The organism is Klebsiella sp. 18074, from assembly GCF_902705905.1.
Lineage (GTDB): Bacteria > Pseudomonadota > Gammaproteobacteria > Enterobacterales > Enterobacteriaceae > Klebsiella > Klebsiella terrigena.
This window is the reverse complement of the sequence record NZ_CACSIS010000029.1, coordinates 34679-49699: the sequence shown is the minus strand read 5'-3', so window position 1 is coordinate 49699 and position 15021 is coordinate 34679. Positions and strand designations below refer to the sequence as shown.

General features: G+C 58.0%; 14 protein-coding genes and 1 pseudogene. 7 read left to right on the top strand and 8 right to left on the bottom strand.

Going from position 1 to position 15021, the window contains the following annotated elements; translation table 11 throughout:
• Positions 1–114: 114 nt before the first annotated feature.
• Together GVK32_RS23125 and GVK32_RS23120 are read right to left on the bottom strand one after the other, a co-directional pair.
• Positions 115–438: a hypothetical protein gene (locus tag GVK32_RS23125; protein ID WP_159870515.1), complete on the bottom strand. Its 324-nt coding sequence runs from the start codon at positions 436–438 to the stop codon at positions 115–117.
• A gap of 50 nt (positions 439–488) precedes the next feature.
• Entirely contained in the window at positions 489–1034 is a 546-nt protein-coding gene (locus GVK32_RS23120; protein ID WP_159870517.1) for a TetR/AcrR family transcriptional regulator, read from the bottom strand.
• A gap of 151 nt (positions 1035–1185) precedes the next feature.
• Between GVK32_RS23120 and GVK32_RS23115 the strand changes: the two genes are divergently transcribed.
• Both GVK32_RS23115 and GVK32_RS23110 read left to right on the top strand, forming a co-directional pair.
• Positions 1186–2388 (top strand): MFS transporter, encoded by a 1203-nt coding sequence (locus GVK32_RS23115; RefSeq protein ID WP_159870519.1) that lies wholly within the window; start codon positions 1186–1188, stop codon positions 2386–2388.
• The gene (locus GVK32_RS23110; protein ID WP_159870521.1) at positions 2388–3200 is read left to right on the top strand and encodes a Cof-type HAD-IIB family hydrolase; all 813 of its coding nucleotides are present in this window, start codon (positions 2388–2390) and stop codon (positions 3198–3200) included. The genes GVK32_RS23115 and GVK32_RS23110 overlap by 1 nt, the downstream gene beginning before the upstream one ends.
• Positions 3201–3249: 49 nt before the next feature.
• On the opposite strand, the gene GVK32_RS23105 is transcribed toward GVK32_RS23110, so the two are convergent.
• Positions 3250–4485 carry an MFS transporter gene (locus GVK32_RS23105; RefSeq protein WP_159870523.1) on the bottom strand — a complete coding sequence of 412 codons (1236 nt, stop codon included), beginning with the start codon at positions 4483–4485 and terminating at the stop codon, positions 3250–3252.
• Between the two features lie 325 nt (positions 4486–4810).
• Here GVK32_RS23105 and ybjG point away from each other — a divergent pair, with 325 nt between their 5' ends.
• Both ybjG and deoR read left to right on the top strand, forming a co-directional pair.
• Entirely contained in the window at positions 4811–5404 is a 594-nt protein-coding gene (ybjG, locus tag GVK32_RS23100; protein WP_076945026.1) for an undecaprenyl-diphosphate phosphatase, read from the top strand.
• A gap of 120 nt (positions 5405–5524) precedes the next feature.
• Positions 5525–6283, top strand: a complete 759-nt coding sequence (deoR, locus tag GVK32_RS23095; protein ID WP_045854601.1) for a DNA-binding transcriptional repressor DeoR — start codon at positions 5525–5527, stop codon at positions 6281–6283.
• A gap of 28 nt (positions 6284–6311) precedes the next feature.
• On the opposite strand, the gene dacC is transcribed toward deoR, so the two are convergent.
• Positions 6312–7514 carry a serine-type D-Ala-D-Ala carboxypeptidase gene (gene dacC / locus GVK32_RS23090; RefSeq protein ID WP_123707143.1) on the bottom strand — a complete coding sequence of 401 codons (1203 nt, stop codon included), beginning with the start codon at positions 7512–7514 and terminating at the stop codon, positions 6312–6314.
• Between the two features lie 256 nt (positions 7515–7770).
• Here dacC and GVK32_RS23085 point away from each other — a divergent pair, with 256 nt between their 5' ends.
• A complete protein-coding gene (locus tag GVK32_RS23085) occupies positions 7771–8391 on the top strand; it encodes a glutathione S-transferase family protein (protein ID WP_159870525.1) in 621 nt (206 codons plus the stop codon).
• Positions 8392–8393: 2 nt separating this feature from the next.
• On the opposite strand, the gene GVK32_RS23080 is transcribed toward GVK32_RS23085, so the two are convergent.
• Entirely contained in the window at positions 8394–9509 is a 1116-nt protein-coding gene (locus tag GVK32_RS23080) for a PQQ-dependent sugar dehydrogenase (protein WP_159870527.1), read from the bottom strand.
• Positions 9510–9612: 103 nt separating this feature from the next.
• Complete coding sequence (gene bssR / locus GVK32_RS23075; RefSeq protein WP_159870730.1) at positions 9613–9996, bottom strand: biofilm formation regulator BssR; 384 nt, start codon at positions 9994–9996, stop codon at positions 9613–9615.
• A 408-nt stretch (positions 9997–10404) separates the two neighbouring features.
• Here bssR and GVK32_RS23070 point away from each other — a divergent pair.
• Positions 10405–11643 (top strand): annotated as a pseudogene (locus tag GVK32_RS23070) (oligosaccharide MFS transporter).
• 127 nt (positions 11644–11770) lie between these two features.
• Complete coding sequence (rimO, locus tag GVK32_RS23065; protein ID WP_076945022.1) at positions 11771–13096, top strand: 30S ribosomal protein S12 methylthiotransferase RimO; 1326 nt, start codon at positions 11771–11773, stop codon at positions 13094–13096.
• Between the two features lie 86 nt (positions 13097–13182).
• On the opposite strand, the gene gsiD is transcribed toward rimO, so the two are convergent.
• Together gsiD and gsiC are read right to left on the bottom strand one after the other, a co-directional pair.
• Positions 13183–14094 (bottom strand): glutathione ABC transporter permease GsiD, encoded by a 912-nt coding sequence (gene gsiD / locus GVK32_RS23060; RefSeq protein ID WP_045854591.1) that lies wholly within the window; start codon positions 14092–14094, stop codon positions 13183–13185.
• A 1-nt stretch (position 14095) separates the two neighbouring features.
• A complete protein-coding gene (gene gsiC / locus GVK32_RS23055) occupies positions 14096–15016 on the bottom strand; it encodes a glutathione ABC transporter permease GsiC (RefSeq protein WP_159870529.1) in 921 nt (306 codons plus the stop codon).
• Positions 15017–15021 lie beyond the last annotated feature (5 nt).

The following is a 15021-nucleotide window of genomic DNA, read 5'->3' as shown; positions in this document are numbered from 1 at the left end:
TTTTTTGTTGCCTGAAATTCAGCACCCTTCTAATCAACCACTTAGAGAACCACTTCTTCATATATGGCGACAAAGTGGCGGCAGCCATTTAGTATGGCTACAAAGTTCGTGAACTTATGCCGATTCAATCGCGTACAACAATTCAACCAAAGCAACAGCGCCCACATCATCCCAGCGCAAATAACTCGACAAAGAACTAGTTCCTGAATCACTTCCTAAAACTCGCTGACAAATAGCCTGGTGATCAACAGATGCTGAAACCCACACGGTCCCACCCTGCTGACAAAAGTAGGTAGAACCTTTTAAACCGTCCCGCTGAATGCGCTTCTTCCAGCTATCCACCTGCTGTGTTGTCACTCTTAAACTCATATTCCACCCTAAATAAATCAAGCAATCATCAGATGATGATCCCATAAGATACCAGGAATTAATCAGCACGGAGAATGCCAGTGTTTAACTTTTTATCCTGAAAAGACATTTCGGCGGCACTACGCCTCCCCGGCCAGGCGGCCGACCATCAGGCGAATCGCCTCTTTTGACAGCGGTGCGCTGTCGGTAACGAAATGCAGGGTCATACCTTCAATAAACGCATCCAGCCCGCGGGCGGTTTGCGGTTCAAACCACTGCTCCAGCGTCTGCTGGCTGCGCTGCATCCAGCTCTGCATCACCGCCTTGAGCGCCGGCCGGGTGCTGCAGAAGGCATACAGCTGGTACATCAGCTCCATGTTGCGGGCGGTGGTCACCTGGGCGCTAAAAATAAGTTCGGCGATGGCGCCGCAGGCCTCATCGCGATTGCTCACTCCGGCGAAAAACTGCTGATACTGAGCGGACATCTCGGTGGTAAAAATGCAAAACGCCTCCTCAATCAGCGCGTCTATGCCGCTGAAATAGTAGGTCAGCGAACCCAGCGGGACTTCGGCGCAGCAGGCAATCTTACGGTGCGTGACCGCATGAATACCGTGGGCGGCAATCGTGTCCAGGGTCGCGTTCAAAATGCGCTCCCGACGCTGGGGATCGTTCGGTCGACGGGCCATATTCATCTCTTTTCATTGCGCCCCATTCACAGGTCATGATGGGAATAACGACGGCCAAACATTCGCTAACCTGAAGGCCATCCGGTGTATGTACAAATGTACACAAACTTGCTAGTGTTGTCTGCATCTTCTCTTTCACTGGCGTTTACGGATGACAGCGCAAAACTCCCGCAGAGCCCTCCAGCTTCGGCTATGGGCGCTATTTATGTTCTTCTTTATCCCCGGATTACTGATGGCCTCATGGGCCACGCGCACGCCGGCAATTCGCGATCTGCTGGCGCTATCGACGGCGGAAATGGGCATCGTCCTGTTTGGCCTGTCGATTGGCTCCATGAGCGGCATTCTCTGCTCGGCGTGGCTGGTTAAGCGCTTCGGCACCCGCAAGGTTATTCGCACCACCATGTCCTGCGCAGTGGTGGGCATGGCGGTATTGAGCGTCGCGCTGTGGTTCGCTTCGGCGACCCTGTTTGCCATCGGGCTGGCGATTTTTGGCGCCAGCTTCGGTTCGGCAGAGGTGGCCATTAACGTTGAAGGCGCCGCCGTCGAACGCGAAATGAATAAAACCGTGCTGCCGATGATGCACGGCTTCTACAGCTTCGGCACCCTGATCGGCGCCGGTATCGGCATGGCGGTCACCGGCTTTGGCCTGCCCGCCGCGCCGCACATTCTGCTGGCCGCGCTGGTGGCCATCGCGCCCATCGCCATCGCCATTCGCGCCATCCCTGACGGCACAGGGAAAAATGCCGCCGAGGCCGCTCAGCAGGGGGAAAAAGGTCTGCCAGTCTGGCGCGATACGCAGCTGCTGCTGATTGGCGTCGTGGTGCTGGCAATGGCGTTTGCCGAAGGCTCCGCCAACGACTGGCTGCCGCTGCTGATGGTAGACGGCCACGGCTTTAGCCCCACCTCCGGCTCCTTAATTTACGCCGGATTCACCCTCGGCATGACCGTTGGCCGCTTTACCGGCGGCTGGTTCATTGACCGCTACAGCCGGGTAACGGTGGTGCGCGCCAGCGCGGTAATGGGCGCGCTGGGCATTGGTCTGATTATTTTTGTTGATAACCCATGGGTCGCCGGGATCTCCGTGCTGCTCTGGGGGCTTGGCGCTTCGCTCGGTTTCCCGCTGACCATTTCGGCGGCCAGCGACACCGGGCCGGATGCGCCGAAGCGCGTCAGCGTGGTGGCCATCACCGGCTACCTCGCCTTCCTCGTCGGGCCGCCGCTGCTGGGCTTCCTCGGCGAACATTTCGGCCTGCGCAGCGCTATGATGGTGGTGCTGGGGCTGGTCATGGTGGCGGCTCTGGTCGCTCGTGCGGTGGCTAAGCCGCAGCCTGAACCTGTCATGGAGAACAGCTAATGAGCGTCAAACTGATTGCGGTAGATATGGACGGTACCTTTTTAAGCGATGCCAAAACCTATAATCGCCAGCGCTTCCTCAGCCAGTATCGGCGGATGCGCGAGCAGGATATCCGCTTCGTCGTCGCCAGCGGCAACCAGTACTACCAGCTGATTTCGTTTTTCCCCGAAGTGGCGGATGAGATTGCCTTCGTCGCCGAAAACGGCGGCTGGGTGGTCAACGCCGGCGATGACGTATTTAACTGCCGGATGCCGAAAGATCACTTTAACGCGGTCATCGACTTTCTGCAGACGCTGCCGGAAATTGAAATTATCGCCTGCGGCAAGCGCAGCGCCTATACGCTCAATCGATACAACGATGAGCTAAAAGCGGTCGCGGCAAAGTATTATCACCGCCTTGAGCTGGTGGATGACTTCAATAACCTCGACGATGCGATCCTTAAGTTTGGCCTTAACGTGCCCGATAATCTGATCCCCGAGATGCAGCCAAAGCTGCATGCGGCGCTCGGCGAGATGGTCAACGCCGTCGCCACCGGCTACGGCAGCATCGACCTGATTATGCCCGGCGTGCACAAAGCCAACGGCCTGCGCATCCTGCAGGAGCGCTGGGGGATTGAAAATCATCAGGTCGTCGCCTTTGGCGACAGCGGGAATGATATTGAAATGCTGCAACACGCCGGATTCGGCTACGCCATGGCCAACGCCGCTGCGCCGGTAAAAGCCGTCGCCGGTTACGATGCGCCGCATAACAATGAGGAAGGGGTGCTGCATATTATCGATAAGGTGCTGAATCGCGAAGCGCCGTTCGCCTGATGCGCTCCCGGGTGAGGCGTCGCGCCGCACCCGGGGTTATTCTCATGCGCTACTGCGGATCGTGGCCGCTGCCGACGCTTTTATCGTGCAGAAAATAGATAATCATCACCAGCCACAGCACGCCGCTTAGCAGGTTAAACAGGCTGAATATCCCGCTGCCCCCCAGCTCATAGGCATGTTTGCTGACTTCAATCCCGACGGTGAAGATCAGCATTTGCAGCATCCCCATCGCCGCCGACACCGTCCCTTTGCTCATATCGCTGGCAAACAGCGTCAGGCGAACCAGGCCGGCGTTAGCCAGACCAATTCCGAAGGCGTAGACGCTTAGCCCGGCGGTCATCCACAGATAGGCGTGGGTCGACACCACCGTCGCCACCGCGGAGAGCAGCAGGCCAAACATAATCGGCCAGCCGCCGAGAATAATCAGCGAGCGCACCGTGCGGCGGGAGGTCAGCCGCGCCAGCACCAGATTACCGGCAATCAGCGCGCCAAAGATAGGCACCTGCAGCAGGCCGTACTCATAGCTGGTCGCCTGCTCACCGCTGATGATAATGACCGGCGACTGGGCAATCCATGCCAGCAGCGGCAGGCTGACAAAACCGGTGGCCAGCGCCCCGGCGACAAAGCGCAGATTTTTCAGCACCAGGCCATAGTCACGGCCCAGCTCTTTCATCGACAGCTTCTCGCCCATACGGGTGGCGGTTTCCGGCATCGCCCGCTGCAGCCCGAAGAAGGCGACGGCCGCCAGCACGGCAAACAGCACGAACATCATTTCCCACGGCAGAATGTGGACCCATGCCGCGCCGACCAGCGGCCCGAGCAGCGGCGCAATCAGCGCGACGTTAGCCATCAGGGCGGTGATTTTGATACACATCGCCTCATCAAACGACTCCTGAATCGCCGCGTAGCCAACCGCACCGATAAAGCACAGGCTGATGCCCTGTAAAAAACGCAGCAGCGTGAACTGCTCGATGGACTGGGCCAGCAGCGTCGCCAGGCAGGTGACGATAAACCACACGACCCCGGTCAGCATGACCGGGCGGCGACCAATACGGTCCGACAGCGGGCCGAGCAGCCACTGTAAAAACATCCCGCCCGCAAGGTAGGCGGTCATGGACGTTGGAACCCACTCATTACCGGCCTGAAACTCGGCGACCACCGAGAGCATGCCCGGCTGGATCATATCGTTGGCGATATAGGTGGAGAATTCGTATAAAACCAGGCACAGAGGGAAAAGTAGCGCCTGCCGTCCGAGGCGTTTGCCTGAAAGCGAATAATTCTGCATGAAATCTCTTATTTATAAAAAATCGCGCAAAGTTTAATGAAAGTCTTGCCGGGGAGATAGTGAATTGTGAGTGGCAATTAAAAAAATAGCCCAACCTCTCTTCTGTCCCCCGCCCGGCGCAATTTTTACTATCCCTGTCTATATTTCGTTTATATTTCAATTAGGTTACAGGCCTTATACTCATTGCAGCCGGCGTGTTAGCAAAGATGCCAGCCGAAAAACAAATCATAACAAGCTGATAATTAAGACAATACTGCTTTAATTCATCGCCTCCGTCTCTTAAGGTGGGCGGCTTATTGTTATCGGACCCCAAGAGCCTGAAAGTATGCTGGAAAATATCAACTACGCGCTGTTCGCCGCGATCAACGCCACGCCCGCCTCACCCTCGTGGGCTATTACGCTGGCCACCCTGATCGCCAAAGATTTGATTTTGATTGTTCCTCTACTGACGGCCGCGCTGTGGCTATGGAGACCGAACCAGCGCCAGCTGGTATTTAAGGTGATGCTGGCCCTGGCAATAAGCCTGACGCTGTCGTGGATATTCGGCCTTCTCTTCCCGCACGAGCGCCCCTTTGCCGCCGACGTCGGCTATCAGTTCCTGCACCACTCGCCGAATAACTCGTTCCCCAGCAATCACGGCACCATCAGCTTTACCTTCGCGCTGGCCTTCTTATTCTGGCATCGGCTGGGCTCCGGGCTCGCGCTGCTGGCCGCGGCGGCGGCTATCGCCTGGTCTCGGGTCTATCTCGGCGTGCACTGGCCGATGGATATGCTCGGCGGCCTGCTGACCGCCATGTGCGGCTGCCTGGGCGCGCAGCTGTTGTGGCACAGCGGCGGCCGTCCGCTCTATCAATACCTGCAGCGCCTGTACCGCCTCTGTTTCTCCCTGCCGATCCGCAAAGGCTGGGTCCGCGAATAGCCCGCGCCAGGCGGCTCCTCGTTCGGCGCGCATTGCAGACGCGTGACTAACCCCCTTCCGGCAGGTAAAATTGCCCACTGACGCCCTGCCAATGCAGGGCGATTTCAGCTTAGAGGGATTATGGAAACACGTCGTGATGAACGCATCAGCCAGCTTATTCAGGCACTCAAGCGCAGCGATAAGCTTCACCTAAAAGAAGCCGCAGCGCTGCTTGGCGTTTCTGAAATGACCATCCGTCGCGACCTGAACGGCCATAATGGGCCGGTTGTCCTGCTGGGCGGTTACATCGTCCTCGAGCCGCGCAGCGCCACGCACTACCTGCTTAGCGACCAGAAGACGCGCCTGGTGGATGAAAAACGCCGCGCCGCCCGCCACGCAGCCGGCCTGCTTGAAGCCCACCAGATGGCCTTTTTTGACTGCGGGACCACCACGCCGTGGATCATTGATGCGATTGATAACGCCCTGCCGTTTACCGGCGTCTGCTATTCGCTGAATACCTTTCTTGCGCTGCAGGAAAAGCCCCACTGTCGGGCCATCCTCTGCGGCGGCGAGTTTCACGCCAGCAACGCGATTTTTAAGCCGCTGAGCCTGCAGGATACCCTGAGCCATCTGTGCCCGGACATCGCCTTCTACTCGGCGGCGGGCATTGACTGCGAGCAGGGGGCGACCTGCTACAACCTCGAGGAGCTGCCGGTTAAGCACTGGGCGATGAGCAGCGCGCGCTACCACGTGCTGGTGGTGGATCACAGTAAATTCGGTAAGGTCAGGCCGGCGAGGATGGGCGATTTATCGCGTTTTGACGTGATTGCCAGCGACGTCTGTCCGGACGACGACCTGCTGGCGCTGGCGAAGCAAAAACAGATTTCACTGCTGTACTGATCGCGCCCCGCAGGGCGCGAACGGCGGATTACGAGAACCAGCCGCCGAACCAGCCGTGCAGTTTCATCAGCACGAAGTCCATCATGCGGCTAAAGAAGCCGCCTTCGTTGACCGCTTCCATCACGATAAGCGGGCGCTGCTCAATGGTTTTGTCATTGAGCTTAAAGTCGATAGTCCCTACCACCTGCCCTTTGGTCAGCGGCGCCGTCAGCTGCGTATCCTTCAGGGCATAGCTGGCTTTCAGGTTCTTCATCTGGCCGCGCGGAATGGTAATCGAGCCGGCTTCGCCCGCGCCGAGCTTCGCTTCACTGCTATCGCCAAACCACACGCGTTGGGTAATAAAGGTGGCATCCGGCTTAATGGGCGTCACGGTTTCATAGAAGCGGAAGCCCCAGGTCAGCAGCTTTTCTGACTCGTTGAAGCGAATACGGTCGGTTTTGGTCCCCAGCACCACGGCAATCAGGCGCATATCGCCCTGCGTGGCCGAGGAGACCAGGTTATAGCCCGCTCCGGCGGTGGTGCCGGTTTTCACGCCGTCGGCGTTGAGGTTGGTGCTCCACAGCAGGCGGTTGCGATTCGGCTGGCGGATCTTATTGAAGGTAAACTCTTTTTCTTTATGGATGGCGTACTCTTCAGGGACATCGTGGATCATCGCTTTGGTCAGCAGCGCCATATCGCGGGCGGTACTGAACTGGCCCGGCGCATCAAGGCCGTGGACGGTCATAAAGGTGGTATTGGTCAGGCCCATTTTTTGCGCATAGCCGTTCATCAGGCTAACAAACGCATCCTGACTGCCCGCGACGTAGTCAGCAATCGCGATGCTGGCATCGTTGCCGGACTGAATGATGACGCCTTTATTGAGGTCCTCAACCGAGACCTGCATACCCGGCTTGAGGAACATCACCGACGAGCCGCGCAGCGCCGGGTTACCGGTGGCCCAGGCATCGCGGCCGACGGTCACCATATCGGTAGATTTAATCTTGCCCGCTTTCAGCGCCTGCCCGACGACATAGCTGGTCATAATCTTGGTCAGGCTTGCCGGATCGAGTTTTTCATCGGCATTGCCTTCGCTGAGCACCTTGCCGCTGGCGTAGTCCATCAGGACCCAGGCTCGCGCATCAATCGATGGGGCGTCGGGGAGTTGGTCCGCAGCCTGTACCGCAGGTGCAACGAGAACGAGAAGAGCGCAGCCTGCCGCGAGGCCGCGAAGGGAAAAAGCATCATGCGTCATAAGAGCCACCCAAGTATCCTTTCCAAACAAAATATGCCGCAGCACTCTATCGGCGCAGCAGCAGCCGGTGAGTAAAGCGTACAAATGACCTTAAAGAAACAGCGAGTTGGTAAAGTTTTTAAAGTTTATGCAATAACCTCGCGTCTTGCTGAAAACAGAGCAATTTTTTTGATCGCGATTGCCTATATATTAACTTTATTCCAACATGATGGCTCACCTTGCTGCAACGACGGCTCAATAACTAACGGGAACCGATATGATTACGCTATGGGGCAGAAACAATTCAACTAACGTGAAAAAAGTACGCTGGGTGCTGGAAGAGCTGGATCTTCCCTATCAGCAGATTTTGGCGGGGCTCGAGTTTGGTGTGAATCACGACGCGGAGTATCTGGCGATGAACCCGAACGGCCTGGTGCCGCTGCTGAAGGACGGCGACCTCGTACTGTGGGAGTCGAACGCCATTATTCGCTATCTGGCGGCGCAGTATGGGCAAAACCGCCTGTGGGTCGACGATCCGGTACGGCGGGCGCAGGGCGACAAATGGATGGACTGGGCCAACGGCTCGCTCTCTCCCGCCCACCGTCCTGTATTGATGGGGCTGGTGAGAACGCCGGAGGAGAAACGCGATCCCGCAGCGATTGCCGCCGGTATTGCCGCCTGTGAAGCGCTCTTTGCCATCCTCGACGACGAGCTGGCGGCGTTCCCGTGGCTCTCCGGCGAATCATTCGGCCTCGGTGATATCGCCGTTGCGACGTTCGTCTATAACCTGATGAGCATCGTGCCGAGCTGGCAACCGCGCCCGAACCTGCAGCGCTGGTATCAGCAGATTAGCGAACGTCAGGCCTGGCGCAGCGTGGTGGCGATCCCGGTCACCTGAGGCTAGCCCTGCGGGCTAACCTTCAGCAGTTCGCCGTTGGATTCGTCGGTCAGGACGTACAGATAGCCATCGGGTCCGACGCGAACGTCGCGAATACGCTGGCCGCGATCGCGCAGAATTCGCGCCTCTTCGCTGACGCTATTGCCCTTGACGTCGAGGACAATCAGCGACTGGTCCTTCAGCGCGCCGATAAACAGCTTGTGCCGCCACTGGGGGAAGGTTGCCGAGTCGTAGAAGGCCATGCCGCTGACGGCGGGCGACGTTTTCCAGACAAACAGCGGCGCTTCGGTTCCGTCCGCCGCCGTCCCCTTAGCTTCCGGAATAGGCAGGCCGCTGTAATTTATGCCGTGCGTCGCCAGCGGCCAGCCGTAGTTCTTACCTTTCTGCGGAATGTTTATCTCATCCCCGCCGCGCGGACCGTGCTCGTTGAGCCACAGGGTATCGCTCCACGGATTGATCGCCATCCCCTGCGGGTTACGAATACCGTAGGCCCAAATTTCCGGCCTGGCGTCGGCGCGGCCGACAAACGGATTGTCCGCCGGCACCTCTCCCGCATCGGTCAAACGCACCACCTTCCCCTGCAGCTTGTCGAGATCCTGGGCCGTTGCGCGCTGGTTATTCTCTCCCAGGCCGATAAACAGATGCCCCTTACCGTCAAATACCAGACGTCCGCCAAAGTGGTTGCCGGTGGAGAGCTTCGGCTGCTGGCGAAACGCCACCCGGAAATTCTCCAGCCGCCGGCGATCCTCACTCAGGCGACCGTATCCTGCCGCGGTTCCCGCTTTGCCATCCTCCCCGGCCTCCGCGTAGCTCAGCCACACCCTGCGTGAGTGGGCAAAGTCCGGCGCCAGGGCCACGTCCAGCAATCCTCCCTGCCCGCTGGCCCACACCTGCGGTACGCCGGAAATAGCCGGCGACAGCCCCTCTCCCTGGCGCCAAAGTCTGAGCTCACCGCCGCGCAGGGTGATCAGTATCCCCTGCTGATCAGGGAGAAACGCCAGCGCCCATGGATGGTCGAGCTTATTTTGCAGGACCTCGACGCTCACCTTCTGGGCGGCGACGGAGGCGGCAGGTAACAGCAGAGCGGCAAGGGTTATCAGGGCGACGGTCTGGCGCATGGCGAACTCCTTTTATCAGCAATGGGATAAGGGTAGCCAGCGCAGAGGATCGGCAGGAGGAGTTTTACATAACATTAAGCAGGGGGGGCATGCCCCCCTGAGTTCAGGCGCGGGTCGTTGGCGCTGATGCATTCAGTTTATGAATGTTTAGCGACAAGCCCGCCAGGCAGCGTTCTAGCGTCTCTACGTTAACCGCAATGTAAGACGGACAATCGTGATGCCCGCTCATCAGGCAAACCGCCGCGGAAGCAACGGCTTCACCCGCAAGACGAAGAGCTTCCCTTTCCTCCGGCGTAACGGCGTGCTGCAATCGCGGCGCACCTTCACGCAATTCACGACAAAGCTCAAACAGGTTATCACGCAGATGCTCATTCTCGCTGACTGACATATAGCCTTTAGCTTTACGAAGCTGCAGATAAGCGTCGAGATCAATGTTGGCATTAATCAGCTTACTCAAAAGGTTACGATACAGTCTGTCAACGGTCATCAGGGTTTCTCCTCTGTCATCCATTACCCTAATCATAATATGGTCGTTTTTTGCGCAAAGGCATGCGCGCGGTCAATAATTTCCGGTTAATTAACATCATTTACAATGTTACAGGAATGTTTGACACTGCCCGCGCCAGACGCGCTGCTTCCGCGGTTACACAACCAACAAAAAACACTAATTTGTTATACGCTCTCATTCTGAACACAATTCTCACCGGTTGGAAAGGTTGGGCATAAAGCCATTTTTTGCAGCAAAGATCACAAATAATGTCTATTACTGTTGCTCGTTAGCGCCGACGGGTGTCATATCACTCCGTTAAATGTAATACGTATAACAAACAAATAAAAAACGCGAACATCTCCGCTTCGCGGCGCTAACCTCTACCCGTTTGAAGGAACTGAAATGATTACGCCCGGCAAAAGAAACTATATCTTGTTGAGTCTTTTCGATTTCCTCTACCTGTTCGCCTAGTCATCTACCATGGCGTTCTTCGTTATCTGGACAACCCAGCATCTGGGCATCAGCGCCACCAAAACCGGCCTGCTGTACTCGGTAAACGCCTTTATCGCCCTGTTGATGCAGCCTTTCTTCGGCTTTATTTCTGATAAGTTCGGCCTGAAAAAGCGGCTGATCTGGATTCTGGTCGCCATGCTGCTGCCGGTTGGCCCGTTCTTTATCTATCTGTACGCCCCGCTGCTGGTCCACAGCTTCTGGCTGGGGGCGCTGCTGGGCGGCGTCTACCTGGGGATTATCTTTAACTCCGGCTGCGGGGTTATCGATTCCTATATCGACAAAATCTCCCGCCGCTATCACTTTGAGTATGGCCGGGTGCGGATGTGGGGCTCTTTAGGCTGGGCCGCGGCGGCATGGATTGTCGGAAAATATATCGATAGCAACCCCAACCTCGCCTTCTGGCTGGCCAGCATTGCCATCGTTATTGCCGCCCTGTGCTTCATGCTGACCAAAGTCGAGCTGACCGAGGCCGAGATTGAAAAAACCAGCGCCCTGAAGGTGAGCCACGCGCTGGAGCTCGCGAAGAACAGTCAGTTCTGGATGCTGCTAATCTTTACCCTGTTCGTTACGCAAATCTACGACACCTACGATCAGCAGTTCGCCCAGTACTTTTCTCTGCAATTTGCCACCCCGGAAGAAGGTAACCGCTGGTACGGCATCCTCGCCTCCATACAGGTCTGCGGCGAAACGCTCTTTTTATGCCTGATGCCGTGGTTTGTGAACCGCACCGGCGCAAAATGGGCGCTGATTATCGCCGGATTGATTATGTCGGTCAGGATCGTCGGCTCCGCGATCCCGCTCGGCCCGGTGTGGATTGGCGCGGTGAAAATGATGCACGCCCTTGAAAAGCCGCTGATCCTGGTATCCGTGTTCAAGTTTATTGCCGCCAACTTTGATAATAAGCTGTCCTCCACGGTCTATTTGCTGGTGCTGTTTGTCGCCTCTATTGCCACCGCCATTTACTCTCCGCTGGCCGGCTATCTGTACGACACCATCGGCTTCGCCCGCACCTATTATATCCTCGGCGGCATCGCCGGCCTGTTCACGCTGATCTCCGTTTTCACGCTGCGTGATAAGCGAGAGCCCCGCGCGCCGGGCGCCGCGCCTGCGGGTGACGCCACCCAATCCTAGAGCCTCATCGCGCCCGGGAGCCTTTCCCGGGCTTTTTCATCATCTGACGCACCATTGCTATACTTTTTTTGATAAACACCTGTAAAATCCTGCCCTGACACCTTCCTTTATGATGAATTTTTAAGCTATGAGCAATGTAACGCACCAGCCGAAGATCGGCTTCGTCTCCCTTGGCTGTCCGAAAAACCTTGTCGACTCAGAACGCATCCTGACCGAACTGCGCACCGAAGGGTATGACGTGGTTCCTACCTACGAGAACGCCGATATGGTTATCGTCAACACCTGCGGCTTTATCGATAGCGCCGTTCAGGAGTCGCTGGAAGCGATTGGCGAAGCTTTAAAAGAAAACGGCAAAGTGATCGTTACCGGCTGCCTGGGCGCGAAAGTCGACCAGATCCGCGAAGTTCACCCCAAGGTACTGGAGATAACCGGCCCGCACAGCTATGAAAAGGTTCTTGAGCACGTCCACCACTACACGCCGAAGCCGAAGCACAACCCGTTCCTGAGCCTGGTGCCGGAACAGGGCGTTAAGCTGACACCGCGCCACTACGCTTACCTGAAAATCTCCGAAGGCTGTAACCACCGCTGCACGTTCTGCATCATTCCGTCCATGCGCGGCGATCTGGTGAGCCGTCCGATCGGCGAAGTTCTGTCAGAAGCTAAGCGCCTGGCCGACGCCGGGGTAAAAGAGCTGCTGGTTATCTCTCAGGATACCTCCGCCTACGGCGTTGACGTGAAGCACCGCACCGGCTTCCACAACGGCATGCCGGTGAAAACCAGCATGGTTAGCCTGTGCGAAGAGCTGGCAAAGCTGGGTATCTGGGTGCGCCTGCACTACGTCTATCCCTACCCACACGTTGACGACGTGATCCCGCTGATGGCGGAAGGTAAAATCCTGCCGTATCTCGATATCCCGCTGCAGCACGCCAGCCCGCGGATCCTCAAGATGATGAAACGCCCGGGCTCCGCCGATCGCCAGCTGGCGCGCATCAAGCAGTGGCGTGAAGTCTGCCCTGAGCTGACCCTGCGCTCGACCTTTATCGTCGGCTTCCCTGGCGAAACGGAAGAAGATTTCCAGATGCTGCTCGACTTCCTGAAAGAAGCCCGCCTTGACCGCGTTGGCTGCTTTAAATACAGCCCGGTCGATGGCGCAACCGCCAACGAGCTGGCGGATCAGGTAGAAGAAGAGGTGAAAGAGGAGCGCTGGAACCGCTTTATGCAGCTGCAGCAGCAGATCTCCGCCGAACGTCTGCAGGAAAAGGTTGGCCGCGAAATCATGGTACTGATCGACGAAGTTGACGAAGAAGGCGCCATTGGCCGCAGCATGGCCGACGCCCCGGAAATCGACGGCGCGGTGTACCTGAACGGCGAAACTAAGGTCAAACCGGGCGACGTGCTGCGGGTTAAAGTCGAGCACGCCGACGAGTACGACCTGTGGGGAAGCCGGGTTTAAACCGCTTCTTACTCCGGCTACGCGTTAGCGCCAGCCGGAGCCTTCCGGAGGCGGCGCGGCGCGCCCTCTCCGGACTCCTTCTCAGCCTATCCCTTTATTTTCGGATCCAGCGCATCGCGCAGGCCGTCCCCCAGCAGGTTAAACGCCAGCACCGTCAGAAAAATAGCGATCGCCGGGAACAGCGCCACGTGCGGCGCCATCACCATGTCCGCTCGCGCTTCGTTGAGCATCGCTCCCCATTCCGGGGTCGGCGGCTGCGCGCCGAGGCCGAGGAATGAGAGGCTGGCGGCGGAGATTATCGACACCCCGATCCGCATGGTGAAATAGACCACAATCGACGACACCGTGCCGGGCAGAATATGGCTGAAGAGGATCGTCGCGTCGCTGGCGCCGATGCTACGCGCCGACTCGATAAAGGTCTGCTGCTTGAGCACCAGCGTATTGCCGCGCACCAGGCGAGCAAACGCCGGAATGGAGAAGATTGCCACCGCGATGATCACGTTAGACATCCCGCTCCCCATGACCGCCACCACGGCGATCGCCAGCAGGATCCCCGGGAACGCAAACAGCACGTCGCAGATGCGCATTATTATCCGGTCCCACCATCCTTCATAGTAGCCGGCCAGCAGCCCGAGCACGGTGCCGATTGCCGCGCCGATCAGCACCGCCAACACCCCCGCCGCCAGTGAAATCTGCGCCCCGACCAGCACCCGACTGAAGATATCCCGGCCCAGCGAATCGACGCCGAACCAGTGCAGCGCCGACGGGCCGTCGTTGAGGCGATCGTAGTCAAAGTAGTTTTCTGCATCGAACGGCGCCACCCACGGCGCCACGACGGCTACCGCGATCAGCAGCAGAACAAAAACGCCGGCGCCCATCGCCACCGGCTGACGGCGAAAGCGCCGCCAGAACTCGTGCCACGGCGTACGTATCTGACCGGGTTTGATCCCCGGCATGGCGTTGATAACCGCCTGCCTTCTCCAGTTGAGCAATCGCACCTTACTTGTACCTGATAGCCGGGTTAATGGCGGCGTACAGCACATCCACCACTAAATTGATAAGAATAAATTCCAGCGAAAACAGCAGGACTTCCGCCTGAATCACCGGATAGTCGCGCATCTCGACCGAATCCACCAGCAGCCGGCCAAGCCCCGGCCAGTTGAAGACTTTCTCTACCACGATCGAGCCGCCGAGCAGGAAGCCAAACTGCAGCCCCATCATCGTCACTACCGGGATCATCGCATTGCGCAGGCCGTGCTTAAGCACCACCAGCGTCTCGCTGACCCCTTTAGCTCGCGCGGTGCGCATATAGTCTTCATGCAGCACATCGACGAAAGAGGCGCGGGTGAAGCGCGCCATCACCGCCGCAACTGCCGCCCCGAGGGTCACGGAGGGCAGAATATAGTGTCGCCAGCTATCGGCGCCCACCGTCGGCAGCCAGCCAAGTTCGACGGAGAAGACCTGCATCAGCAGCATCCCGAGGGCAAACGCCGGAAAGGAGATACCGGTCACCGCCAGCGCCATCCCCAGCCTGTCCGGCCAGCGATTGCGCCACACCGCGGCGGTAATTCCCGCCGCCATACCAAACACCACCGCCCAGCTCATGCTGGCCAGCGTCAGCCACAGCGTCGGCATAAAGCGGCTGGCGATCTCGCTGCTCACCGGGCGTCGCGAGGCCATAGAGACGCCAAAATCGCCCTGCAGCACGCTGGTGATATAGTGCCAGAACTGGACGTGCAGCGGCCGATCGAGCCCCAGCTGCTCGCGCACCATCGCGACAACCTGCGCATCGGCTTCCGGTCCGGCAATCAGCCGTGCCGGGTCGCCGGGCAGCATATGCACAAACAGAAAAACCAGCACCGCCACGATCAGCAGGGTGGGAATCAGCCCCAGCAGGCGCTTAAGCACATAATTCAGCATCGCCC

Coding starts and splice junctions, on each gene's coding strand:
- GVK32_RS23120 (WP_159870517.1), bottom strand. CDS start 1,034: ATGGCCCGTCGACCGAACGATCCCCAGCGTCGGGAGCGCATTTTGAAC.
- GVK32_RS23105 (WP_159870523.1), bottom strand. CDS start 4,485: ATGCAGAATTATTCGCTTTCAGGCAAACGCCTCGGACGGCAGGCGCTA.
- gsiC (WP_159870529.1), bottom strand. CDS start 15,016: ATGCTGAATTATGTGCTTAAGCGCCTGCTGGGGCTGATTCCCACCCTG.
- GVK32_RS23110 (WP_159870521.1), top strand. CDS start 2,388: ATGAGCGTCAAACTGATTGCGGTAGATATGGACGGTACCTTTTTAAGC.
- dacC (WP_123707143.1), bottom strand. CDS start 7,514: ATGACGCATGATGCTTTTTCCCTTCGCGGCCTCGCGGCAGGCTGCGCT.
- ybjG (WP_076945026.1), top strand. CDS start 4,811: ATGCTGGAAAATATCAACTACGCGCTGTTCGCCGCGATCAACGCCACG.
- GVK32_RS23080 (WP_159870527.1), bottom strand. CDS start 9,509: ATGCGCCAGACCGTCGCCCTGATAACCCTTGCCGCTCTGCTGTTACCT.
- deoR (WP_045854601.1), top strand. CDS start 5,525: ATGGAAACACGTCGTGATGAACGCATCAGCCAGCTTATTCAGGCACTC.
- rimO (WP_076945022.1), top strand. CDS start 11,771: ATGAGCAATGTAACGCACCAGCCGAAGATCGGCTTCGTCTCCCTTGGC.
- bssR (WP_159870730.1), bottom strand. CDS start 9,996: ATGACCGTTGACAGACTGTATCGTAACCTTTTGAGTAAGCTGATTAAT.
- GVK32_RS23085 (WP_159870525.1), top strand. CDS start 7,771: ATGATTACGCTATGGGGCAGAAACAATTCAACTAACGTGAAAAAAGTA.
- GVK32_RS23115 (WP_159870519.1), top strand. CDS start 1,186: ATGACAGCGCAAAACTCCCGCAGAGCCCTCCAGCTTCGGCTATGGGCG.